The organism is Micropruina sp. (genome assembly GCF_047607385.1).
Taxonomy (GTDB): domain Bacteria; phylum Actinomycetota; class Actinomycetes; order Propionibacteriales; family Propionibacteriaceae; genus Micropruina.
In genome coordinates this window covers 13115-34169 of sequence record NZ_JASGDE010000010.1, presented here as the reverse complement: position 1 = coordinate 34169, position 21055 = coordinate 13115, and the positions used below count along the sequence as shown (strand labels likewise).

General features: G+C 70.5%; 25 protein-coding genes and 2 tRNA genes. 14 read left to right on the top strand and 13 right to left on the bottom strand.

What is annotated here, in order from left to right; all coding sequences use genetic code 11:
• Positions 1-9: 9 nt before the first annotated feature.
• The 3 genes from QM582_RS00700 to manA all read right to left on the bottom strand — a co-directional run bounded on the left by QM582_RS00700 (position 10) and on the right by manA (position 1957).
• The gene (locus QM582_RS00700; protein WP_415080830.1) at positions 10-612 is read right to left on the bottom strand and encodes a class I SAM-dependent methyltransferase; all 603 of its coding nucleotides are present in this window, start codon (positions 610-612) and stop codon (positions 10-12) included.
• A gap of 1 nt (position 613) precedes the next feature.
• Positions 614-686 (bottom strand) — tRNA-Thr (locus QM582_RS00695).
• A gap of 80 nt (positions 687-766) precedes the next feature.
• The gene (gene manA / locus QM582_RS00690) at positions 767-1957 is read right to left on the bottom strand and encodes a mannose-6-phosphate isomerase, class I (protein WP_415080829.1); all 1191 of its coding nucleotides are present in this window, start codon (positions 1955-1957) and stop codon (positions 767-769) included.
• A gap of 155 nt (positions 1958-2112) precedes the next feature.
• Here manA and QM582_RS00685 point away from each other — a divergent pair, with 155 nt between their 5' ends.
• Entirely contained in the window at positions 2113-2397 is a 285-nt protein-coding gene (locus tag QM582_RS00685) for a DUF3263 domain-containing protein (RefSeq protein ID WP_415080827.1), read from the top strand.
• Here the strand turns inward: QM582_RS00685 and QM582_RS00680 are convergent.
• Positions 2349-2855 (bottom strand): hypothetical protein, encoded by a 507-nt coding sequence (locus QM582_RS00680; RefSeq protein WP_415080825.1) that lies wholly within the window; start codon positions 2853-2855, stop codon positions 2349-2351. The two genes, QM582_RS00685 and QM582_RS00680, sit on opposite strands and share 49 nt — an antisense overlap.
• A gap of 193 nt (positions 2856-3048) precedes the next feature.
• Here QM582_RS00680 and QM582_RS00675 point away from each other — a divergent pair, with 193 nt between their 5' ends.
• The 4 genes from QM582_RS00675 (at position 3049) to QM582_RS00660 (ending at position 7555) form a co-directional block, all read left to right on the top strand.
• Entirely contained in the window at positions 3049-3282 is a 234-nt protein-coding gene (locus QM582_RS00675) for a hypothetical protein (protein WP_415080823.1), read from the top strand.
• A 223-nt stretch (positions 3283-3505) separates the two neighbouring features.
• Positions 3506-5131 carry a chaperonin GroEL gene (groL, locus tag QM582_RS00670; protein WP_415080821.1) on the top strand — a complete coding sequence of 542 codons (1626 nt, stop codon included), beginning with the start codon at positions 3506-3508 and terminating at the stop codon, positions 5129-5131.
• A gap of 194 nt (positions 5132-5325) precedes the next feature.
• Positions 5326-6768: an MFS transporter gene (locus tag QM582_RS00665; RefSeq protein WP_415080820.1), complete on the top strand. Its 1443-nt coding sequence runs from the start codon at positions 5326-5328 to the stop codon at positions 6766-6768.
• 82 nt (positions 6769-6850) lie between these two features.
• Positions 6851-7555 carry a copper homeostasis protein CutC gene (locus QM582_RS00660; protein WP_415080818.1) on the top strand — a complete coding sequence of 235 codons (705 nt, stop codon included), beginning with the start codon at positions 6851-6853 and terminating at the stop codon, positions 7553-7555.
• Between the two features lie 18 nt (positions 7556-7573).
• On the opposite strand, the gene QM582_RS00655 is transcribed toward QM582_RS00660, so the two are convergent.
• From QM582_RS00655 to QM582_RS00640, 4 genes are read right to left on the bottom strand one after another with little or no spacing between them, the layout of a single operon-like run.
• Positions 7574-8473: a cation diffusion facilitator family transporter gene (locus tag QM582_RS00655; protein WP_415080816.1), complete on the bottom strand. Its 900-nt coding sequence runs from the start codon at positions 8471-8473 to the stop codon at positions 7574-7576.
• Positions 8473-9105, bottom strand: a complete 633-nt coding sequence (locus QM582_RS00650) for an NUDIX hydrolase (protein WP_415080814.1) — start codon at positions 9103-9105, stop codon at positions 8473-8475. The genes QM582_RS00655 and QM582_RS00650 overlap by 1 nt, the downstream gene beginning before the upstream one ends.
• Positions 9105-9908 carry a hypothetical protein gene (locus QM582_RS00645; RefSeq protein WP_415080813.1) on the bottom strand — a complete coding sequence of 268 codons (804 nt, stop codon included), beginning with the start codon at positions 9906-9908 and terminating at the stop codon, positions 9105-9107. The genes QM582_RS00650 and QM582_RS00645 overlap by 1 nt, the downstream gene beginning before the upstream one ends.
• A 12-nt stretch (positions 9909-9920) precedes the next feature.
• Positions 9921-10754 carry a hypothetical protein gene (locus QM582_RS00640; protein WP_415080811.1) on the bottom strand — a complete coding sequence of 278 codons (834 nt, stop codon included), beginning with the start codon at positions 10752-10754 and terminating at the stop codon, positions 9921-9923.
• A gap of 140 nt (positions 10755-10894) precedes the next feature.
• On the opposite strand from QM582_RS00640, the gene QM582_RS00635 reads away from it, so the two are divergent.
• From QM582_RS00635 to QM582_RS00625, 3 genes are all read left to right on the top strand, one after another.
• Positions 10895-11281, top strand: coding sequence for a cold-shock protein (locus QM582_RS00635; RefSeq protein ID WP_415080810.1), 387 nt, complete (start codon positions 10895-10897; stop codon positions 11279-11281).
• A gap of 3 nt (positions 11282-11284) precedes the next feature.
• Positions 11285-12049 carry a DUF3027 domain-containing protein gene (locus tag QM582_RS00630; protein ID WP_415080808.1) on the top strand — a complete coding sequence of 255 codons (765 nt, stop codon included), beginning with the start codon at positions 11285-11287 and terminating at the stop codon, positions 12047-12049.
• A gap of 84 nt (positions 12050-12133) precedes the next feature.
• Positions 12134-13420: a citrate synthase gene (locus QM582_RS00625; RefSeq protein ID WP_415080807.1), complete on the top strand. Its 1287-nt coding sequence runs from the start codon at positions 12134-12136 to the stop codon at positions 13418-13420.
• Between the two features lie 46 nt (positions 13421-13466).
• Here QM582_RS00625 and QM582_RS00620 read toward each other — a convergent pair whose 3' ends face one another.
• Positions 13467-13718, bottom strand: a complete 252-nt coding sequence (locus tag QM582_RS00620; protein ID WP_415080805.1) for a DUF2530 domain-containing protein — start codon at positions 13716-13718, stop codon at positions 13467-13469.
• A gap of 78 nt (positions 13719-13796) precedes the next feature.
• Here QM582_RS00620 and QM582_RS00615 point away from each other — a divergent pair, with 78 nt between their 5' ends.
• Positions 13797-15299, top strand: coding sequence for an NCS2 family permease (locus tag QM582_RS00615; protein WP_415080803.1), 1503 nt, complete (start codon positions 13797-13799; stop codon positions 15297-15299).
• On the opposite strand, the gene QM582_RS00610 is transcribed toward QM582_RS00615, so the two are convergent.
• Positions 15280-15954, bottom strand: a complete 675-nt coding sequence (locus QM582_RS00610; RefSeq protein ID WP_415080801.1) for a hypothetical protein — start codon at positions 15952-15954, stop codon at positions 15280-15282. The two genes, QM582_RS00615 and QM582_RS00610, sit on opposite strands and share 20 nt — an antisense overlap.
• A gap of 182 nt (positions 15955-16136) precedes the next feature.
• Between QM582_RS00610 and QM582_RS00605 the strand changes: the two genes are divergently transcribed.
• Positions 16137-16448 (top strand): hypothetical protein, encoded by a 312-nt coding sequence (locus tag QM582_RS00605; RefSeq protein ID WP_415080800.1) that lies wholly within the window; start codon positions 16137-16139, stop codon positions 16446-16448.
• On the opposite strand, the gene QM582_RS00600 is transcribed toward QM582_RS00605, so the two are convergent.
• The gene (locus tag QM582_RS00600; RefSeq protein WP_415080798.1) at positions 16407-17093 is read right to left on the bottom strand and encodes an acVLRF1 family peptidyl-tRNA hydrolase; all 687 of its coding nucleotides are present in this window, start codon (positions 17091-17093) and stop codon (positions 16407-16409) included. The genes QM582_RS00605 and QM582_RS00600 overlap by 42 nt on opposite strands.
• 97 nt (positions 17094-17190) lie before the next feature.
• Between QM582_RS00600 and QM582_RS00595 the strand changes: the two genes are divergently transcribed.
• A complete protein-coding gene (locus QM582_RS00595) occupies positions 17191-17886 on the top strand; it encodes a metal-dependent transcriptional regulator (RefSeq protein WP_415080797.1) in 696 nt (231 codons plus the stop codon).
• A 67-nt stretch (positions 17887-17953) separates the two neighbouring features.
• Positions 17954-18328, top strand: a complete 375-nt coding sequence (gene trxA, locus QM582_RS00590) for a thioredoxin (protein WP_415080795.1) — start codon at positions 17954-17956, stop codon at positions 18326-18328.
• Between the two features lie 130 nt (positions 18329-18458).
• Here trxA and QM582_RS00585 read toward each other — a convergent pair.
• A tRNA-Arg gene (locus QM582_RS00585) sits at positions 18459-18531 on the bottom strand.
• A 310-nt stretch (positions 18532-18841) separates the two neighbouring features.
• Here QM582_RS00585 and QM582_RS00580 point away from each other — a divergent pair.
• Entirely contained in the window at positions 18842-20215 is a 1374-nt protein-coding gene (locus tag QM582_RS00580) for a UTP--glucose-1-phosphate uridylyltransferase (protein ID WP_415080794.1), read from the top strand.
• Positions 20212-20562 (top strand): hypothetical protein, encoded by a 351-nt coding sequence (locus QM582_RS00575; protein ID WP_415080792.1) that lies wholly within the window; start codon positions 20212-20214, stop codon positions 20560-20562. The genes QM582_RS00580 and QM582_RS00575 overlap by 4 nt, the downstream gene beginning before the upstream one ends.
• Positions 20563-20666: 104 nt before the next feature.
• Here the strand turns inward: QM582_RS00575 and mscL are convergent, their stop codons facing one another.
• Positions 20667-21029 carry a large conductance mechanosensitive channel protein MscL gene (gene mscL, locus QM582_RS00570; RefSeq protein ID WP_415080860.1) on the bottom strand — a complete coding sequence of 121 codons (363 nt, stop codon included), beginning with the start codon at positions 21027-21029 and terminating at the stop codon, positions 20667-20669.
• Positions 21030-21055: the final 26 nt, after the last annotated feature.

Sequence of the window (21055 nt, the reverse complement as noted above, 5' to 3'; positions counted from 1 at the left end):
CCGCGGACGTCAGGCCCGGCCGAGCACCGCCACGACGAATCCCGACTCCGGGGCGAACGGACGCAGATCCCAGGTCGAGAAGGTCTGCTCGCGCACCAGTCCGGACGCCTCGACGTCGGCGAAGAAGTCGGCGAAGTCGTAGCCGCGGCCGGCGCCGAAGCCGACCACCGCGCGTCCGGAGTCGGCGAGCCGTCCGGCGAAACCGGCCAGCACCGGACGCCGGGTCTCGGGATGCAGGAAGCCGAGCACGTTGCCGGCGCACAGGATGGCGTCGAAGCGCTGCGGGGCGTCCGCCGGCAGCTCGTAGGAGGCCAGATCGCCCACGAGGTAGACGGGTCCGGGCTCGGCCCGCTCCGCCTCGGCGATCAGGGCGGGGTCGAGGTCGACGCCGACCACCCGGTGGCCGGCGCGATGCAGATAGCCGCAGTGCCGGCCGGGCCCGCAACCGGCGTCCAGGACGGCGGCGCCCCGTCCGACCATGGCGTCGATCAGCCGGGCCTCGCCGACCAGATCGTGGCCCTGGGCCGCGAGCATCGCGAACCGGTTGATGTAGCGCTGGGAATGGCCGGGGTCGCGGGCGATGATCTCGACCCACTGGCTGCGGGGAAACACGAGCCTCCGACAGGATTCGAACCCGCGACCATCCGCTTACAAGGCGGGAGCTCTACCAACTGAGCTACGGAGGCATTCGACCGGACGCCGCACCGGCGCCGGCCGGGAACCATTCTGCCGTACCGCGCCTGCGGTCTCGACCGCTCGGACAGGCTCAGCGGATGCCGGAGGAGGTGCCGTAGACCTCGGCGCTGCCGCTGACGTACACATCCCGCTCCTCGGCGGACAGGAACGCCGCCCGGCCCTGCGGCAGCGCCAGCCGGGTGTGCCCGTCGTCCAACTGGCAGTTGCCCTCGGTGGTCAGCAGGATCCGGGCCGAGCCGCGGCCGGGCACCCGGACCGGGCCGGTGGTGTCGTCGATCGACATCCGCCAGGCTTCGAACTCGCTGCACGGCGTCTCGTACTTGAAGACGCCCGGACGGGTCCGCCGGGGCAGCAGCACCTCGGGCAGCCACGGGTTGAAGTCGACCACGGCGACCAGCTCGGAGACGTCGATGTGCTTATTGGTCAGCCCGCCGCGGATCACGTTGTCGGAGTTGGCCATGATCTCCACGCCGGTGCCGCGCAGGTGGGCGTGCATCATGCCGGCCGGCACGAACAACGCCTCGCCGGGCTGCAGCAGCAACCGGTTCATCAGCAGCGCGGCCAGGATCCCCGGATCGGCGGGGAAGACGGCGTCCAGCTCCAGCGCGGTGCGGGCGAACTCGCCGACCTCGCCGTCGTCGTCACGGTGATGCATGGCTGCCGCCACGGTCTCGTTCACCAGGTGCAGGCGGTCCTCGCCCAGGCTCAGCACGTCCAGGAACACCTCGGCCATGGCCGGCGCGCCCTTGCGTTCGGTGAGCGGCCCGATCACCGACTCCAGCTGTTCGGCCACGCCGAGCGCGGCGAACAGGGCGGCGGTCTCGTGCGGATCGCGGAAGCCGGCCAGGCTGTGGAACTCGTCCAGCGCGATCAGGATCTCGGGCTTGGGCCAGCTGTCCTTGTAGGTGCGTTCGGGGGAGTCCAGCGGGATGCCGGCCCGGGTCTCCCGGGAGAATCCGTCGATCGCCTGCTCGCGCGACGGGTGCGCCTGGATGGACAGCGCGTGCCGCGCCGAGAGCAGCTTCATCAGGTAGGGCAGCTGCCCGCCGAAGGCCTCGCGGGTGCGTTTGCCGAGCACCCGGGGGCCGGACGCGATGTGCTCGACCAGGGTGCCGCCCTCGACCAGCGAGGGGGAGGAGGTGTGCGCGCCCAGCCAGTACTCGGCGATCGGCGCGTCGTCGGCCGGGCGTCCGAGAATGGCGGGAATGGCGTCATGGGTGCCCCAGGCGTACCGCTGCACGGTTCCGCTGAGTGGCTGCATCTGTAGTCCTCTAGGGTGGGGGCGTCCTGCGGTCGCCGTCATGGAGACCGAGTAGCAACTCTAGCCGACCCGCTCGGGCCGGCCCCGGGCCGTCGCCCCCGAACCTCGGCGGCAAGGGAATGACACGGGTGTGATTACGACCTAGAATCGGCGACATGTCCGACCCCGTCGCCCGACCGGTAGCCCAGCTCAGTGAGCGCTCGGCCGCCATCCTCGACTTCGAGAAGCAGTGGTGGTCGTTCTCCGGCACCAAAGAGGCCGAGATCCGCGAGCGGTTCGACCTGTCCGCCCCGCGGTACTACCAGTTGCTCAACGACCTGATCGACACCGAAGAGGCGTTGGCCCACGACCCGCTGCTGGTCAAGCGGCTGCGCCGGCAGCGCGCCGCTCGTCAGCGGGAGCGCTCGGCCAAGCGGCTCGGTTTCACGGTCAAGGTCTGAGCCCACCGCGCCACCGCCCGCAACCCGGCATTGCTGGCCGGCGCCTCGATGTAGCCGCCGCGCCGCAGCCCGGCAGCGCGCTCGAAGACGTTCCCGGACGCCACGTCGCCGGTCCGCAGCCACGACCACGCGCTGGCCAGCAGATACAGCGGCAGGAACGGCAGCCCCCCGCAGCAGAAGTACTGCCAGGCGTGGACCTCCTCGTGGTCCATCACCTCGGGCTGCCGCGCGGTGAGCGTGGCGAAGTCGCGCGGGCAGATCACCACGTTGCCGACGGTGAACGCGCCGGCCGGCGGGAAGCGGAGCCGGTAGCCCTCGGCCAGCGTCAACCCGTTCGGTCCCGGACGCCGGCGCGCCCGTCCGGCGGCCGCGACCAGCAGGCCGAGCGGGGTGGACAGGTTGACCAGGTTGCCCGCTCGCCGGATCTGCTGGGCAGGGCTGAGCGGCTGCGTCGGCATGAGGGCAGTGTGCCCCGGCTCGCCAGCCGCCGCCACTGCCGCCCGGTGACGGCTGACCGCCGGCCGTACGGATTACGATCCGACGTCAACTCCGATCGAGGCGCGCGCACTGCTGTTCAAGGAGCAGAAGTCGCACTACACCGAGCAGCAATGGGCGGATCGGCAGGCGCGGATCACGACGACCTGGTGGGTGGTGACGGGTGCGTCGGTGGTCGTCGCGGCCGTCGCCGGCGGTTACGCGTTCACCCACGGCGGAGGCGTGGTGGACGAGGGCGTCCCCGGCTCCGACACCGCCGCCATCTGGTTCGGCCTGTCGGTCTGCCTGGCTGTGGTGGCCGGGTTCGTGGCGTTGATCGGATGCATCCGGCTCTGGGCTGCCCCGCGGTCGGACCCCCGCGCCGACGGCGGAGGCGACCAGGCGCCGTGATCGCGCTGTAGACCCGGCGGAGGCGACGAGATCCCGCCGAGTTCTTTGCACTCGGCACCCCCGAGTGCTAAACATGGTGTTAGCACTCTCACCATGAGAGTGCCACCAGGTCAGATCGGTGAGGCCACCAGGGCCGTCCGTCGCGGGCATCGACACTGACCGACCACCCTGACTAACCGTGGGGTCGAAGCTCCCCACCGATGCAGAAGGATTGCCTGCACCCATGGCAAAACTGATCGAATTCAACGTTGAGGCGCGCCGCGGCCTCGAGCGGGGCATGAACACCCTCGCCGACGCGGTGAAGGTGACGCTCGGCCCCAAGGGCCGCAACGTCGTCCTGGAGAAGAAGTGGGGCGCCCCCACGATCACCAATGACGGCGTCTCCATCGCCAAGGAGATCGAGCTGGAGGATCCCTACGAGAAGATCGGCGCCGAGCTGGTCAAGGAGGTCGCCAAGAAGACCGACGACGTCGCCGGTGACGGCACCACCACCGCGACCGTGCTGGCTCAGGCCATGGTCCGTGAGGGCCTGCGCAACGTGACCGCCGGCGCCAACCCGATGGGCCTGAAGAAGGGCATCGAGAAGGCGGTTGCCGCGATCGTCGAGCAGCTGGCCGCGCAGGCCACCGAGATCGAGACCAAGGAGCAGATCGCTGCCACCGCGTCCATCTCGGCCGCCGACCCGACCGTCGGCGAGATCATCGCCGAGGCGATGGACAAGGTCGGCAAGGAGGGCGTGATCACGGTCGAGGAGTCCAACACCTTCGGGCTGGACCTCGAGCTGACCGAGGGCATGCGCTTCGACAAGGGCTACATCTCGCCGTACTTCGTCACCGATCCCGAGCGCATGGAGGCCGTCCTGGACGACCCCTACGTGCTGATCGCGAACAGCAAGGTGTCCTCGCTGAAGGACCTGCTGCCGGTGCTGGAGAAGGTCATGCAGTCGGGCAAGCCGCTGCTGGTCATCGCCGAGGACACCGACGGCGAGGCCCTGGCCGGCCTGATCGTCAACAAGATCCGCGGCACCTTCAAGTCGGTCGCCGTCAAGGCCCCCGGCTTCGGCGACCGCCGCAAGGCCATGCTGACCGACATCGCCATCCTGACCGGCGGCCAGGTCATCTCCGAGGAGGTCGGCCTCAAGCTGGACGCCGTCACCCTGGAGCTGCTGGGCCGGGCTCGTTCCGTGCTGGTCACCAAGGACGAGACGACGATCATCGAGGGCGCCGGCGACTCCGAGCAGATCGCCGGCCGGGTCAACCAGATCCGCAAGGAGATCGAGAACTCCGACTCCGACTACGACCGCGAGAAGCTGCAGGAGCGGCTGGCCAAGCTGGCCGGCGGCGTCGCCGTGATCAAGGTCGGCGCGGCCACCGAGGTCGAGTTGAAGGAGCGCAAGCACCGCATCGAGGACGCCGTCCGCAACGCCAAGGCGGCCGTCGAGGAGGGCATCGTCGCCGGTGGCGGCGTGGCCCTGCTGCAGGCCGCCAAGCAGGTCGCGCTGAGCGATCTCGTCGGTGACGAGGCGGTCGGTGCGCAGATCGTGCTCGGCGCCTGCTCCGCTCCGCTGCGGCAGATCGCCAGCAACGCCGGCCTCGAGGGCGGCGTCGTGGTCGAGAAGGTCGGCAACCTGCCGGCCGGCCAGGGCCTGAACGCGGCCACCGGCGACTACGTCGACATGCTCGCTGCGGGCATCATCGACCCGGCCAAGGTGACCCGCTCGGCGCTGCAGAACGCGGCGTCCATCGCGGCGCTGTTCCTGACCACCGAAGCGGTCATCGCCGACAAGCCGGAGAAGGCTCCGGCCATGCCGGCCGGCGGCGACGGCGGCATGGGCGGCATGGACTTCTGAGTTCCACCCGCTCGCTCACCCGAGCAACGAAGGGGTCGGACGCTTCGGCGTCCGGCCCCTTCGGCGTCCCCGGGCCCCTACCCCCACCGACCGCTCGCCTAACTATTTGGGGCTCGCTGAACTCAGCGAGCCCCAAATAGTTAGGCGAGCGCTCGGTGGGGAATATCGGCGGGGCGGATCGGGCTGGAACAGGGGTGAGTGAAACGGGGAACGGCGCGGCCAGCCGGAGCACCGTCGGGTTCCGGTCCGACCGTGGCCGGGTGCTGCTGGCGTTGATGCTGACCACCGGCCTGATCGCCATCGACTCGACCATCCTGGCCACCGCGGTGCCGTCGGTGGTGAAGGAGCTGGGCGAGTTCGAGCAGTTCCCGTGGCTGTTCTCGGTCTATCTGCTGGCCCAGGCGGTGTCGGTGCCGATCTATTCCAAGCTGGCCGACACCATCGGCCGCAAGCCGATCATCCTGGTCGGCGTCGGGCTGTTCCTGCTCGGTTCGGTGCTGGCAGCGGTGGCCTGGAACATGACCGCGCTGATCGCCTTCCGGGTGGTCCAGGGACTGGGCGCCGGGGCCACCGCGCCGATGGCGATGACCATCGTCGGCGACCTCTACAGCGTCGCCGAACGGGCCGTCGTGCAGGGCTACATCGCCAGCGTCTGGGCGATCGCCTCGGTGGTCGGGCCGGCGCTGGGCGGCATCTTCTCCCAGTTCGTCTCCTGGCGCTGGATCTTCGGGGTCAACATTCCGCTCTGCCTGCTGGCCGGCTGGGCGCTGATCCGCTTCTATCGGGAGCGGGTGGAGCCCCGCCGGCACCGGATCGACTACGCCGGCGCCATCCTGCTCACCGTCGGGCTGACCGCGTTCATCCTGGCTCTGCTGGAGGGTGGCAACGCCTGGGCGTGGCTGTCGCCGCCCAGCCTGGCCAGCTTCGGCATCGCGGTGGCCGCACTGGTCGGTTTCGGCCTCGTGGAGCGCCGGGCGGCCGAGCCGGTGCTCGATCTGGCGATCCTGCGGCGTCCGCTGATCCTGACCACGACCGGCCTGTCGTTGGGGGTCGGCGCGCTGCTGATCGGCGTCACCAGCTTCGTGCCGACCTACCTGGAGAACGCGCTCGGTGTCGCGCCGCTGGTCTCCGGGGCGGCGGTCGCCGCGCTCACCCTGGGCTGGCCGCTGGCGGCTTCGATGGCCGGACGGCTCTACCTGGCCCACGGCTACCGGACGACGGTGCTGCGCGGCAGCCTGATCGCCCTGGCCGGCTCCATCGGCCTGGCGGTCAGCGGCCCGTGGCCGAACCCCTGGACGGTGGCCGGGGTCTGCTTCGTCACCGGGTTCGGGCTGGGCTGGGTCGCGGCGCCCTCGCTGATCGCCGCGCAGGCGTCCGTGGACTGGAGCGAACGCGGCGTGGTGACCGGCATCAACGTCTTCGCCCGGTCCGCCGGCAGTGCGGTGGGGGTGGCCGTGTTCGGCGCGATCGCCACCAACGTGATCGCGGCAGGACGCGGTGAGCACGACTACGCCACCATCGTGTCGGCCTCCAGCTGGGTGTTCGTCGCGGTCGCGGTCACCGCCGTGGCCACCCTGCTGAGCGGGCTCGGACTGCCCCGCGGCGGGGTGGACGCGCCGGCCTATTCGGCGTCCTGATCGCACGATCGGGACGCGCGATGCGCTCATTTCCGGGTTGCGGTGTTCCCTCGGACGGCCGCCGGCAGCCATGATTGGCCTTATGAGCGGGCTGCTCGAAGTGATCACGCTGCATGCGGCGGACGCCGAGCGCGCGGAAGCGGGCGGCGCCGATCGAATCGAGCTGTGCGGCACCCTGGACGACGGCGGGCTCTCGCCCGAACCGGCCCTGGTCGAGAAGGTGCGGGCGGCGACCAGCGTCCAGTTGCGGGTGATGGTCCGGTTGCGGGCCGGGTACGGCACCGACGGCGGCGAGGCCGTCCGGCTCAAGGGCCTGATGGCCAGCTACGCCGACGCGGGCGCCGACGGCATGGTGCTCGGTTTCCTCAACCAGATGGGCGAGGTGGACGTCCAGGTGGTCGGCGAACTGGTGGCCGACGGCGACTGGCCGTGGACCTTCCACCGGGCCATCGACTCCACCCTGTACCCGGACCGTGGCTGGGCGCTGCTGCGGCAACTGCCGCGGCTCGATCAGGTGCTCACCGCCGGCTCGGCGCGTGACCTGGCCCACGGTCTGGACGACGTGCTGCAGCGGGCCGCGTCCGATCCCTGGCGGGCACGGGTGATCATGGCCGGCGGCGGGCTGCATCCCGACCACGTGCCCTGGCTGGCCCGGGCCGGGGTGCGCGCCTTCCACATCGGCAAGCCGGCCCGTCCGCAGGGCTCCTACAAGGCCTACGTGGACGTCGACCTGGTGCGATCCTGGCGCCGGCTGATCGACACCGAGGTGCGGCACGCGTCTGGCTGACCCGGGATCGCGGTCAGCTCAGTCGGTGGGTTCGACGTGGACGAAGGTGACGGTGCCGGGCAGCGCCCGGCCGACCTCCTCCTCGACCCGGTCGGCCAGCGCGTGGCTGCGGCTCACCGTCCACTCCCCGGGCACGGTGAGGGTGGCCTGGACGAAGCGCTGCCGGCCCGACTCCCGGGTGCGCAGATCGGTCAGATGCACCCGCGGATCGTCGGTCAGCGGCACCAGCGCCTGCTGAATGATCGCCACCTCCTCCGGCGGCAGGGTGGCGTCCAGCAGCCCCACCACCGACCGCCGGATCAGGCCGACCCCGGTGAAGACGATGTTCACGCCCACCGCCAGCGCGATCAGCGGATCGAGCCAGATCAGGTGGGTGAAGCTGACCACCGCGATCCCGGCGAGCACGCCCACCGAGGTCCACACGTCGGCCATCAGGTGCTTGCCGTCGGCCTCCAGGGTGATCGACCGGTGCCGGCGTCCGGCCCGGATCAGCACCAGCCCGGTGACCAGGTTGCCCACCGAGGCGACCGCGGCCAGCACGGCGCCGATGCCGATGCTCTCCAACGGCACCGGATGGATGAAACGGTTGACCGCCCCCGCGATGATCGCCACCGCAGCCACCACGATGAGGGTGCCCTCGACCGCGGCGGACAGGTATTCGGCCTTGCCATGCCCGAAATCGTGGTTGTGGTCGGCGGGTTTGGCGGAGACCCGCATGGCCCACAGCGCCACCCCGGCGGCCAGCAGGTTGACCGTCGACTCCAGGGCGTCCGACCACAGCCCGACCGAGTTGGTCACCACTGCGGCGATCGCCTTCAGCACCACGGTGGCGACGGCGGTGGCCAGGGAGAGCCAGAGGAACCGTTCCAGGAAGCGGTGATCGGCCGGTTCGGCCGCGGCGGCAGGAGTGGTGGACATCATCTTTCCGGGTCGGGCAGGCCGGCCCAGTCGTCCGGCGAACCCGCCCAGTCTAGGGTGACCCGGCGTCCCAGTTCCTCGGCTCCCACCGTGGACTCCTCGACCACCCCGTGGTCCAGCGGCCAGCGGTCCGGGTGCTCGTCCAGGGCGATCAGCTCGGCCAGATCGACCGGCCAGACCGCCTCGGACGCGGTGCCCAGAGCGTCGATCGGCAACCAGTCCCAGGCCGCGATGGTGAGCTTCTCGTCCTCGGTGAATCCGGACGTGTCCAGCGCGAACGGCTCCGGAACCCGCAGCAGGTAGAACAACTCGGCCTGGCCCAGCACCTGGTCGCTGTAGCCGTGGATCACGAAGCGGCGGATCAGCGGCCCGCGCAGGGCGTCCGGGGAGATCCGCAGCCCGGTCTCCTCGGCCAGCTCCCGCACCGCGGTCTGCAGCGGCTGCTCACCGGGATCCATCCCGCCGCCCGGGGTGATCCACCAGTGCAGGCCGGGGACGCCGGGGTCGCTGTCGCGCAGCAGCAGGACGCGTTCGCCGTCGGTGACCACCACCCGGACGGCGCGCCGGCTGCGCACCGGGCGGTCCCCGGGCGGGACGGCGACGAAACGGCGGGAGCGGAACGGTTCGGTCATCAGCCCGGCACGTCCACGCTGGCGACGGGTTCCAGCAGCTCGCTGAGCACTTCGAAGGCGACCGGGCCGCGGGCCACCTCGAAGGCGATCTGGCCGGTGTTGTCCTGGCCCTGGCCGAGGGTCCGCATCGCCAGCTGCCGGTCCAGCTGGGCGCCGACGGTGAGCATCCGGCGGGCGCCGGCCGGCTCCCGGACGGCGGTGAAGAACGGGCCGGTGGCGACGTCCCCGGAGATGCCCTCGAAGGTGACGTCGAGCACCAGGTACGACATCCCCGGGCCGGGCTCCAGCAGTCCGTTGTCGGTCCAGGTGGCCCGGGTGACGGTGACCTGCGCCTCGCCGTCGCCGGAGCGGTACCGGACCGGGCTGCCGATGCCGCCGCCGGTGACCGCGGCGCTGCTGGTGGGACGCGGCGTCTCCGGGGTGCGCAGCACCGTCGGCTCGGCGGTGGCCGCCGCGGTCGGGGTCGCCTGCGGAGGCTCGGCATTCGGGGTGGGGGAGGCGGACGGGGTGGCGGGCAGCAACTGCCAGGCGAGCAGGCCGAGTGCCACCGCCACCACCAGACTGCCGCCCAGCACCATCCCGCGCGCCCCGCGGCGACGCTGTGCCGGGCCGCCGGGCGGAGGCCCGGACGGGGCCAGCGACGGTGGACCCCAGGGGCCGGGGGACGGTGCTGCCGGCTGCTGCGGATGGCCCGGCGAGCCGAACTGGGGCGGCGGCACATTCGCCTGCCAGGGTCCGTCGGAGGGTCCGTCGAAGTCCGGCTGTCCGGGACCCGGCCGGCCCAATCCGGAGGAGGAGTTCATCGGGCTCCCTGCTCAGTAGGGCCGCTGCGGCGGTTCGTTGGCGCGGATGCCGGCCCCCACCTGGAGCAGCACCACCACCGGCAGGATCCAGCAGGCGAGCTGGGCCCAGCCCGACACGACGCCCCAGGCGGTCTCCAGGTCGAAATCGGAGTTGATCAGGCTCAATGCCGCGATCACGGCGAGCATGGCGCCGGCCCACAGGTAGCTTCGGCGGACCTGGTCGCGGCGGTAGCGGACCCGTCCGGCGAGCACCGCCGAGACGATCACCATGGCCAGCGACAGCGGGTTGATCAGCATCCCGATCAGCAGCGGGATGATCGTGCCGGGGGTGGCGGCGTTCCACATCTGTGCCACCGACACGGTCTGGCTGGGCGGGTTCCAATGGGTCTGCGGGGGCGGAGCGAACCAGTCCGGCGTCCCGGGCTGGGGGAACGGCGGCGCCGGCTGCTGCGGCGGCGGGAAGTCGAGCGCCGGCGGCATCGGGGCCATCGGCGCCGGCGGGGTCGCGGCCACCGGGGTGGACACGGTCAACGGCTGGTCGGGGGTCCAGGCCGGCTGCCCGGACGGGGTGGACGCCGTGCCCCAGACCGAGCCGGCGGACATCACCGAGCTGACGGTGGTGAACTCCGTGCGCGGATCGCGGGGCGGGACGCCGGCGGCCGGCACCAGCGCCTCCAGGGGCACTCCGGCGGCCTGCGGCGGCTGCCAGCCGGGATGTTCGGACGGCGCGCCCGCGGCCGGGTTGGGCACCGCGACAGGCACCTCCAAGGGTGCGGCCGCCGGGCTCTGGAAGGCGGCCGGGCGGTCCAGCGGGGCGTACTCGGGCCCGTCCGTCCAGTTCGCCATGGGCTCATGATAGTCACCGGCGCGTCCCCGGCCGCCGTGCGATGCCACCCTCGACGAAGCGGTTCGATAGGCTGGTCACGGCGGTCCAGCACACCGTGTCTTCGGTGTGTCCGCTGTCAGGTTGGGAACAGGAGAAGGTCATGCCAACAGGCAAGGTTCGGTACTACGACGCGGAGAAGGGTTTCGGCTTCCTCGCCAAGGACGGCGGCGGTGACGACGTGTACGTCCGCGCGTCCGCGCTGCCGGCCGGCGTGACCAGCCTGAAGCGCGGCCAGAAGGTCGAATTCGGCGTGATCGAGGGCAAGCGCGGCGAGCAGGCGCTCAGCGTCCACCTGCTGGAGGCGCCGCCGTCGCTGTCCAAGGCGTCCCGGAAGTCGCCGGACGCGATGGCGGTGATCGTCGAGGACCTGATCAAGATGCTGGACGGCGTCGGCAACGGCTACCGCCGGGGTCGGCACCCCGATCCCAAGGTGGCCGGCAAGGTGGCGACCGTGCTGCGCGCGGTGGCCGACGAGTTGGAGCTGTAAGAGATGCCCGTCGATACCCTCGACCGCGCCTGCGCCGAGGCGGTCGAGCTGGCCCGCGAGGCCGCGGTCTACCGGGCCGGCGTGATGGGCGTCGGCGAGCACCTCGGGGTGTTCGCCGAGGACGTCCGGGTGGCCACCCACCTGTTCGCCTGCCCGCACCCGGCCTACCCCGGGTGGAACTGGCAGGTGACGGTGGCGCGCGCGTCCCGGGCCAAGGTGGTGACGGTCAGCGAGGTGACCCTGATGCCCGGCGACGGTGCGCTGCTCGCGCCGGCCTGGGTGCCTTGGGCGGAGCGGATCGGTGCCGGCGACCTGTCGCCCGGGGTGATCATGCCGACCGCCGACAACGACCCCCGGCTGGAGCCCGGCTACACCGCCGCCGACCTGCCGCCGGACACCGATCCGGCCGAGTGGTCGGCGATGCGTGCGGTGGTCGCCGAACTGGGGCTGGGCCGCGAGCGGGTGCTGTCGCCGGAGGGCCGGGACGAGGCCGCCGAGCGGTGGCTGGCCGGTGACGGCGGGCCGGACAACCCGATGACCGCGCAGGCCCCGGCGGTCTGCGAGACCTGCGCCTATTTCGTCGCGCTGTCCGGGTCGCTGGGCCGGGTGTTCGGCGCCTGCGCCAACGAGTACTCGCCGAGCGACGGGCACGTGGTCAGCCGCGATCACGGCTGCGGAGGGCACTCCGACATCACCGAGCCGAGCCGCGGCGAGCAGCCGGCGCGTCCGGCCTGGGACACCGTGGGCGGCGACCCGGGCATCTTCTGAGCCGTTTGCGTCCGCGGCGCTCGACGCCGAGGGGTCGGTACCCGTTATCGTGTGGCAGCGGCGACCCTCTGCGAAGGAGATCACATGACCGGAACTGTTCGGCTCGACATCGACGGCACAGTGTACGAACTCGACACCGTGGTCGGTTCCGAGGGTGAACGCGCCATCGACATCTCGAAGCTGCGTGACACCACGGGGTACATCACCCTGGACGACGGCTACGGCAACACCGGCTCGTGCCGCTCGGCGATCACCTACATCGACGGCGACGCCGGCATCCTGCGCTACCGAGGCATCCCGATCGAGGAGCTGGCCGGACGCTCGTCCTTCGTCGAGACCGCCTGGCTGGTGATCTTCGGCGAACTGCCCAACGTGGAGCAGCGGGACCGGTTCGCGGCACTGCTCGGCGAGTCGGCGATGATCGACGAGGTGATGCGCAAGCACTTCCACGCCTTCCCGCAGAGCGCCCCGCCGATGGCCATCCTGTCGGCGATGATCAACACCCTCAGCGCCCACGACCACGGCGTGATGGACATCCACGACGACGCCGACATGGAGCGCGCCGCGGCCGTGCTGATGTCGAAGGTGCGCACCATCGCGGCGGCGTCCTACAAGGCGTCGGTGGGCGAGCCGCTGGTCTACCCGCGCTACGACCTGAAGTACGCCGAGAACTTCCTGCACATGATGTTCTCGGTGCCCTACCGCAACTACGAGCCGACGCCGGAGGTGGCCGCCGCGCTCAACCTGTTCCTGATGCTGCACGCCGATCACGAGCAGAACTGCTCCACCTCGACGGTGCGGATGGTGGCGTCCTCGAAGGCGAACCTGTTCGCCAGCTGCGCCGCCGGGGTGTGCGCCCTGTGGGGACCGCTGCACGGTGGCGCCAACGTCGCCGCGGTGCAGATGCTGGAGCAGATCCGCGATTCCGGGATGCCGGTGTCGGAGTTCGTCACCCGGGTGAAGAACAAGGACGCCGGGGTGAAGCTGATGGGCTTCGGGCACCGGGTGTACAAGAATTTCGATCCGCGCAGCAAGATCCTGAAGAAGGCCGTCGACGACGTCCTGGGCCAGCTGGAGAAGACCGATCCGCTGCTGGATATCGCCCGCGAGCTGGAATCGGCCGCGTTGGAGGACGAGTACTTCATCGAGCGCAAGCTGTACCCGAACGTCGACTTCTACTCCGGCATCCTGCTGCGGGCCATCGGCATTCCGCTGGAGATGTTCACGGTGATGTTCGCGATCGGCCGGATGCCGGGCTGGATCGCCAACTGGAAGGAACTCCACGACGACCCGAAGGGCCGGATCTACCGTCCGCGGCAGATCTACGTGGGCCCCAAGGACGTCGACTGGCACCCGCGCACCGACCGCTGATTGCCGCTGGTCGAGCTTGTCGAGACCCGCTCGGTTGCGCTGACCTTCAACGCAACCGGCGGCGGCGCAGGATCAGCAGCACCACCAGCGCGAGCAGGCCGATTCCGGTGCCCACCGCGGCGCTGGACAGCCACCAGCCGCGTCCGATGCCTTCCAGCGCGGGCAGCTGCCACCAGCAGATCAGGGTGCCGATCACGAACAGCGCGGTGCCCAGACCGACCACCTGGACGCCGTGCGGATCCAGCGCCTTGACCGGAGCCTGCAGGGTGGGGAGCTGGTGCTCGTGGTCGTGACTCACGGCGTCCACCCTACGACCTCGCCGACAACGTTCTGAGACACGCACGGGTGGCCTGCGCGGCGCCCATATGTTCGTGCCATGGTCAACACTTCCCCGGCAACGGCCCCGACGCCGTCCGGTCTGGACGCCTTCTTCGAGATCACCAAGCGGGGCTCCACCGTCGGCCGCGAGGTCCGCGGCGGACTGGTCACCTTCTTCACGATGGCCTACATCCTCGCCCTCAACCCGCTGATCATCGGCACCGCGACCGACTCCCAGGGCCTGCTGCTGTCCGGCCTGCCGAAGCTGGACGCCGCCGGCCAGGTGATCGGCGCCAACGTGGCCACCTCGATCGCCATGGTGGCCGCCGCGACCGCGCTGGTCGCGGGTCTGATGACGATCCTGATGGGCGTCTACGGACGGTTCCCGATGGGCCTGGCGGCCGGCCTCGGTCTGAACGCGGTGCTGGCCTACGTGCTGGCTCCGCAGATGACCTGGGCGCAGGCGATGGGCCTGGTGGTCTGGGAGGGCGTGATCATCACCATCCTGGTGCTGACCGGCTTCCGGCAGGCGGTGTTCAAGGCGGTGCCGCGGTCGTTGCGCACCGGCATCTCGGTCGGCATCGGCCTGTTCATCGCCTTCATCGGCCTGGTCGACGCCGGCGTGGTGCGCAAGGCGTCCGGCACCCCGGTCGAGCTGGGGATCGGCGGCTCGCTGCAGGGCTGGCCGATCTCCATCTTCCTGATCACGCTCGGCATCCTGGTGCTGCTCTTCGTCCGCCGGGTGAAGGGCGCGATGCTGATCGCGATCCTGTCCGGCACGGTGCTGGCGGTGATCGTCGAGGCGGTGCTGCACATCGGCTCCAACAATCAGGGCGAGAACCCCACCGGCTGGATGCTGAACGTCCCGCAGTTCACCGAGTTCAGCGCCCCCAACCTGGGCCTGATCGGCCGGGTCGACCTGTTCGGCGGCTTCGCGGCCGCCGGTGGCGCCGGCGCGGCGCTCGGCCTGGTGCTGCTGGTGTTCTCGCTGCTGCTGGCCGACTTCTTCGACACCATGGGCACCGTGGTCGCGGTCGGCGCCGAGGGCGACCTGCTGGACGACACCGGCAATCCGCCGCGCACCCAGGAGATCCTGCTGGTCGACTCGATCGCCGCGATGGCCGGCGGTGTCGGCTCGGTGTCGTCGAACACCTCCTACATCGAGTCGGCGGCCGGCGTCGGCGAGGGCGCCCGGACCGGTCTGGCCTCGGTGGTCACCGGCGCGGCCTTCCTGCTCGCCCTGTTCCTGGCGCCGCTGGTCAACATGGTGCCGTCCGAGGCGGCCGCCCCGGCGCTGTTCTTCGTCGGATTCCTGATGATGTCGCAGGTCGTGCACGTCGACTGGGACGACGCCGAGGAGGGCATTCCGGCGTTCCTGACCATGGCGCTGATGCCGTTCACCTACTCGATCACCGCGGGCATCGGCGCCGGCTTCATCAGCTTCACGCTGATCAAGCTGGCCAACGGCAAGGCGCGTGAGGTGCACCCGCTGATGTACCTGGTCTCGGCGCTGTTCGTGGTCTACTTCGCGCAGGGCGCGATCATGGGCCTGCTGGGCTGACCACCGCCCGGTACACCACGATCACGTCGGGCACCGGACGCTGGCTGGCCGGCGCCGCCTGGGCGTAATGATGGAACTGCGCCAGCCAGGCCGCGTACGGCTCGGCGATGGCGCGGTTCTGCGGCGACAGGTGGGGCAGCGCGTTGCGCCAGGCCGCGGCAGCCTCCAGGGCGATGCCGTGCGGCGTGTAGCCGGTGGACAGCCCCGGATAGCTGGGCAGTGGGATGCCCAGCTCGCGGTTGACCAGTTTGGCCAGCCCGAAACGCGGATCGACGCCGGCTCGGGCCAGGTCGAATTCGAGGTCGTTGAATCGGGACACATCCAACTCGATGCGGTGCCGGTTCCACGCCGTGACGGCCAGATAGGCCTCCAGCAGGCGCCAGGCGACCGGTTGCCGGTCGGGTGCGATGAAGCGTCCGGTCAGCAGGTCGGCGACGTCGGCGTCCACCGGGGTGTCGGGACGCACCACCACCGCCTCGGGCGGTTTGCGGAACAGCGGGCCGAGCTTGCCCAGCATGCCGGGCGGCTTCGGGGTCACGGCCGGCGGGAACTGCTCGGCCACGATCCGGCGGAACTCGGTGGCCAACTCGGGGGAGGCGCAGAACACGTCGCGAACCTCGTCCACCCCGATCGCGTAGAGCCGCAACTCGCCCATAGCCACAACGTACCCGTCACCCTGCCGCGGCGACATAGATTGGCCTGGTGAACCCACGGACGCGTCGACTGATCGTCAGCGGAACACTCGTGGCCCTGGTGCTGATCGCCCTGATCGGGGCCGTGGCCGGGCAGTGGTGGCCGGGAGGCTAGGCTGTGCGTCGCGTCCGCGGAAGGAGTCAGATGTCGGGGCGAGGTTTGATCGGCCGTGCGTTGACCGCCGCGGGCGTGTTGCTGGTACTGGTCATCGGGTTCGGCACACCGGCCACGGTGCACGCGGCGGTGCCGCTGCCACAGGCCACCACGGCGACGCCGAGTTCGTCGCCCAAGCCGTCGTCCAGCCCCTCCGAGGCGGACGTGGACCCCGGTGACGATCCGGCCGACGACGACAGCGCGTCCCCGGCCCCAGACCAGAGCGGAACCTGGATGGCGGTGGGCGGCGCGGCCGCGGTGTCAGTGCTGGCCGGGCTGGTCGTCGCGCTGCGCCGCCGGTAGCCCGCGGGCTTCGGCGTTCAATCCGATCGACACCGCCAGGAAGCGCGGCAGCGAGTCGCGCAACACCTGCAGGTTGGGGTCGGCGACACCGAGCAGCCGGGTCCGATGGCGTTGGGTCAGTGGCGTCAGGGCGGCCAGTGCCGGGTCGCCGAGCACCGTCCGGACGGCCTGCGCGTCACCGCCGAGCAGGATCGCCTCCAGTTCGGACGCCACCGGCAGCAGCAGTTCGGCGGCGTCGTGGGTCGCCTTGGCGAAGGCTCGCTCCGCCTGGTGGCCGCGGCGCCGGGCATAGCGCTGCTGCGACCAGCCGCCGGCCTTGGTCTTGCCCTGGACGTAGTGCCGTCCGACCCGGTGCCGGATCAGTTCCGGCCCGTCGAAAACACCGACGGCGTGCGCGTTGCGCCGCACCAGCAGCACGCCCAGCCGGCGCCGACGGGTGACCTGGCCGACCAGGTCGGCGAGCGGGTCAGCGCCGCCGACCTCGCCCCACGGCGGCTCGATCCGGGCCTGTGCGCCGTCCGGACTGCTCAGCAGCACAACCCCGTCGGTCACCGTGACCCGAGGGTCGGGATGACGGGTGGCGAAGCCGCTGAGCCAGCGCTCAAGTCGCTCCGGGGGCACCTGGACGCGGTCGAGCTCCGGCATGGTGGTCAGGGTAGTGGCCAAGGATCGCTAGTGTTGCCGGTACCCTCATCTACCGGCAGGAAATGGCCTAGTCTGGCAGCGGAAACGGAGGTGTCCGGTGAGCGACCTCATTGACACGACGGAGATGTACCTCCGCACGATCTACGAACTCGGCGAAGAGGGTGTCCCGCCGTTGCGGGCACGGATCGCGGAGCGGCTCAAGCAAAGCGGCCCGACGGTCTCCCAGACGGTGGCCCGGATGGAGCGCGACGGCCTGCTGACCGTGGACACCGACCGGCAGCTGCGGCTCAGCCCGGCGGGACTGAAGCTGGCCACCCGGGTGATGCGCCGGCACCGGCTGGCGGAGCGGCTGTTGGTCGACGTGATCGGGCTGGACTGGGTGCACACCCACGACGAGGCCTGCCGCTGGGAGCACGTGATCTCCACCGACGTGGAGCGCCGCCTGGTGCATCTGCTGCACGAGCCGGTGGAGTCGCCCTACGGCAACCCGATCCCCGCCCTGGCGGAACTGGGTGCGCCGCCGGCTCCGGAGGCGTTCCTGGACGGCGCCGTGCCGCTCTCGGAGGTGCTGGTCCATCGCAACCCGGCAACCGTCACGGTGCGCCGGCTGAGCGAGTTCCTGCAGACCGATCAGCAGTTGCTGACCATGTTCGCGGCGGCCGGCGTGCTGCCCAGGGCGGTGCTCACCGCCAGCATGGAGGGCCACACCCTGGTGCTCAAGGCGGACGGCTGCGAGCCGGGTCGGTTCGAGGGCCAGGTCGCCGACCACTTGTTCGTGGCCAGCGACAGCTGAACCCGGTCGATGGAATAGGGCCCTCGGCGCCGGTGTTGGAGCCGGTGAACCCAGAGAGGAACTATGCATGGCTACCCAAGCTCTTGATCAGCAGACCTTCGCCGAGGCGATCCAGTCCAACGACACCGTGATCGTGGACTTCTGGGCCGACTGGTGCGGCCCCTGCAAGCGATTCGCTCCCGTCTTCGACCAGGTCTCCGAGAAGCACCCGGACGTGGTGTTCGGCAAGGTCGACACCGAGGACCAGCGGGCCCTGGCCGGCGGGCTGGGCATTCAGTCGATCCCGACGCTGATGGCGTTCCGCGGCGGCTACCTGGTCTACCGCGAGGCCGGCGCGATGGGCGCTCCGCAGTTCGAGCAGCTGGTGCAGGCCGTCAAGGATCTCGACATCGAGAAGTTGAAGGAGCAAGCAGCTTCCGCCACCGACTCCGCGGAGAGCTGACACGCCGCGTCGTTGTCACCCCCGCGGGTGACAAGATCGCGAAGTGCGATCTATACTCAGAGAGATCCCTGTCCCATCCCCCCGGGCAGGGATCCCTTACGTTCCGGGGTGGTTCGGCGGCTCGATCGGGCGGCCCCAGCAAGATTCGAACTTGCGACACAAGGTTTAGGAAACCTCTGCTCTATCCCCTGAGCTATGGGGCCCGGACTCCGCGGTGGATCCCAGCATAGGGGCTCGGAGCGTGGTCGGGCCTCGCCCGCTCGGCCCCCGTGGTCACCCGTCCGGGTGGGCGTCCGGGCGCTGAGATGGTTGAAAAGTTGTCGATCCTGAAAAAGATGATCAATCAGACGTGCATTGCGGCGATGCATCGTCTATGATCTCTAGCAGAGAGCGACGCCAGCTCGTTGATGTCTCCTGGGGGTGGGTAGACGGCTTTTGGCCCTTCGATAGGCGTCGCTCTCGTCATGTCCGCAGGTCGTCGCGGACGGGGTCCGGTCCACTAGGTTTGTTCTCATGAGTGACCAAGGACTCGCCGCTGCGGTGGCAAAGATGCGTTCCGCCGGCGCCAACGAACCGGCCATCGATGTCTTCTCCCACTACTACCGCCAGGCGAGTTCCGGCGCCACCGGGCTGATCCCCGAGGACACCATCGCCCCGCTGACCGACCCGCAGCAGCTCAGCGCCGTCACCGTGGACGAGCAGGCCGCCCGGGACGCCATCGGACGCACCGTGATCATCAAGCTCAACGGGGGACTGGGCACCTCGATGGGGCTCGACCAGGCCAAGACCCTGCTGCCGGTCCGGGAGGGGCTCAGCTTCCTCGACCTGCTGGTGCGCCAGGTGACCGCGGCCCGCGAGACCTACGGCGCCCCGCTCCCGCTTCTGTTCATGAATTCCTTCCGGACTAGGAAGGACACCTTGGAGCACCTGGAGCGGTACCCGGACCTGCCGGTGGCCGGCCTGCCGGTCGACTTCCTGCAGAACGCCGAGCCCAAGATCCTCGCAGACACCCTCGAACCGGTCGAATGGCCGGCCGATCCCAGCCTGGAATGGTGCCCGCCCGGTCACGGCGACGTCTACACCGCGCTGGCCGGCTCCGGGGTGCTGGACGCCCTGCTGGCGCAGGGAATGAAGTACGCCAGCATCTCCAACGGCGACAACCTGGGCGCCGCACCGGACGCCCAACTGGCCGGCTGGTTCGCCGGCACCGGCGCACCCTATGCCGCCGAGATCTGCCCGCGGACCATCAACGACCGCAAGGGCGGGCATCTGGCGATCCGGAAGTCCGACGGCCAGCTGATCCTGCGCGACACCGCGCAGACGCCGGCCGAGGATATGGACTACTTCACCGACGAGCACCGGCACCCCTACTTCCACACCAACAACCTGTGGGTCGACCTGGAACAGCTCAAGTCGGCGCTGCAGGAGCGCGGCGCGGTGCTGGGCCTGCCCCTGATCCGCAACGTCAAGACCGTCGACCCGGCCGATCCGAGCTCACCGAAGGTGATCCAGCTGGAGACCGCGATGGGGGCCGCCATCGAGGTGTTCCCGGGAGCGACCGCGGTGGCTGTGCCGCGCTCCCGCTTCCAGCCGGTGAAGACCACCAACGAGTTGCTGTTGCTGCGTTCGGACGTGTTCGACCTCGGCGACGACGGACGGCTCACCCAGACGGTGAGCGATCTGCCGCGGGTGGCGCTCGACAGCCGGTTCTACCAGTTGATCGACGACTTCGAGTCGCGGGTGCGGGTTCCGCCGTCGTTGAAGAACGCACGATCCTTCGTGGTCGAGGGCGACTGGAGCTTCAACGCGCCGCTGGAGGTCAGCGGCACCGCGGTGTTCCCCGACCTCGGACGGCCGGCCGTGGCCGGTGTCGACGAGCCGCGGTGAGCGACGCCGACCTGGCTGAAGCGGTGGGCGTCGCGCTCACCGGGCAGCGGCTCGACCCGGCCGGCGAGGTCGCCGATCCGCTGGCCGCGCTGGCCGCCGCCGGCTGGGACCAGGACCGGATCGCGGCCCATGCCGCGGAGGTGCTCGCCGCCGGGGGTGTCTGGCCCCACCCGGTGCCGGAGGAGTTGCGCGCCCGGGTGGGCAGCGCCCGGTTGCTGGCCGTGCTGCAGCGGATCCAGCTCGATCTCGGCCGGTTCGGACGCGCGTCCCGGCCGGCCCCGCCCCGTCCGCTGACCGCCGACGAACGACGACTGCTGAACGAGGTGCCGCCGCACCACGGCGTCTGAGCCGATTCGTCGAGCGGCGAGCGTGCGACGTTCGACACGCAGCGATCCCCCGCCACCCGAGGGTGGCGGGGGATCGCTGTGCTTCGCGGTCGGTGTGAGCGCTCTCAGTTCTTCTTGAGCAGATCGCGGATCTCGGTCAGCAGTTCCTCGGTGGTGGGCGCGCCGGGCTCGGTCTCGGTCGGCTTCTCGGTGAGCTTCTTCAGCCGCTCGTAGGGCACCACGATGCCGAAGTAGACGACGAAGGCCATGATGAGGAACGCCACCAGGGCGGTCAGGAAGGGCCCGATCGAATCCATGCCGAACGGCTTCCAGCCATCGAAGTTGGGGGCGCCGCCGAGCTTGGCCAGGAGTTCGACGACGATCTGGGTGAAGGCGGTGGTCACCGTGGCGAACGCGCCGCCGATGACGAAGGCAACCGCGATGTCGATCAGGTTGCCGCGCATGAGGAAGTCTTTGAAGCCTTTGATCATTGGTCCGTTTCCCTCCGGGCACG

Coding starts and splice junctions, on each gene's coding strand:
- QM582_RS00655 (WP_415080816.1), bottom strand. CDS start 8,473: ATGTCCACCACTCCTGCCGCCGCGGCCGAACCGGCCGATCACCGCTTC.
- QM582_RS00625 (WP_415080807.1), top strand. CDS start 12,134: ATGACCGGAACTGTTCGGCTCGACATCGACGGCACAGTGTACGAACTC.
- QM582_RS00645 (WP_415080813.1), bottom strand. CDS start 9,908: ATGAACTCCTCCTCCGGATTGGGCCGGCCGGGTCCCGGACAGCCGGAC.
- QM582_RS00635 (WP_415080810.1), top strand. CDS start 10,895: ATGCCAACAGGCAAGGTTCGGTACTACGACGCGGAGAAGGGTTTCGGC.
- QM582_RS00615 (WP_415080803.1), top strand. CDS start 13,797: ATGGTCAACACTTCCCCGGCAACGGCCCCGACGCCGTCCGGTCTGGAC.
- manA (WP_415080829.1), bottom strand. CDS start 1,957: ATGCAGCCACTCAGCGGAACCGTGCAGCGGTACGCCTGGGGCACCCAT.
- groL (WP_415080821.1), top strand. CDS start 3,506: ATGGCAAAACTGATCGAATTCAACGTTGAGGCGCGCCGCGGCCTCGAG.
- QM582_RS00600 (WP_415080798.1), bottom strand. CDS start 17,093: ATGCCGGAGCTCGACCGCGTCCAGGTGCCCCCGGAGCGACTTGAGCGC.
- QM582_RS00630 (WP_415080808.1), top strand. CDS start 11,285: ATGCCCGTCGATACCCTCGACCGCGCCTGCGCCGAGGCGGTCGAGCTG.
- QM582_RS00660 (WP_415080818.1), top strand. CDS start 6,851: ATGAGCGGGCTGCTCGAAGTGATCACGCTGCATGCGGCGGACGCCGAG.
- QM582_RS00685 (WP_415080827.1), top strand. CDS start 2,113: ATGTCCGACCCCGTCGCCCGACCGGTAGCCCAGCTCAGTGAGCGCTCG.
- QM582_RS00610 (WP_415080801.1), bottom strand. CDS start 15,954: ATGGGCGAGTTGCGGCTCTACGCGATCGGGGTGGACGAGGTTCGCGAC.
- QM582_RS00605 (WP_415080800.1), top strand. CDS start 16,137: ATGTCGGGGCGAGGTTTGATCGGCCGTGCGTTGACCGCCGCGGGCGTG.
- QM582_RS00650 (WP_415080814.1), bottom strand. CDS start 9,105: ATGACCGAACCGTTCCGCTCCCGCCGTTTCGTCGCCGTCCCGCCCGGG.
- QM582_RS00640 (WP_415080811.1), bottom strand. CDS start 10,754: ATGGCGAACTGGACGGACGGGCCCGAGTACGCCCCGCTGGACCGCCCG.
- trxA (WP_415080795.1), top strand. CDS start 17,954: ATGGCTACCCAAGCTCTTGATCAGCAGACCTTCGCCGAGGCGATCCAG.
- QM582_RS00580 (WP_415080794.1), top strand. CDS start 18,842: ATGAGTGACCAAGGACTCGCCGCTGCGGTGGCAAAGATGCGTTCCGCC.
- QM582_RS00680 (WP_415080825.1), bottom strand. CDS start 2,855: ATGCCGACGCAGCCGCTCAGCCCTGCCCAGCAGATCCGGCGAGCGGGC.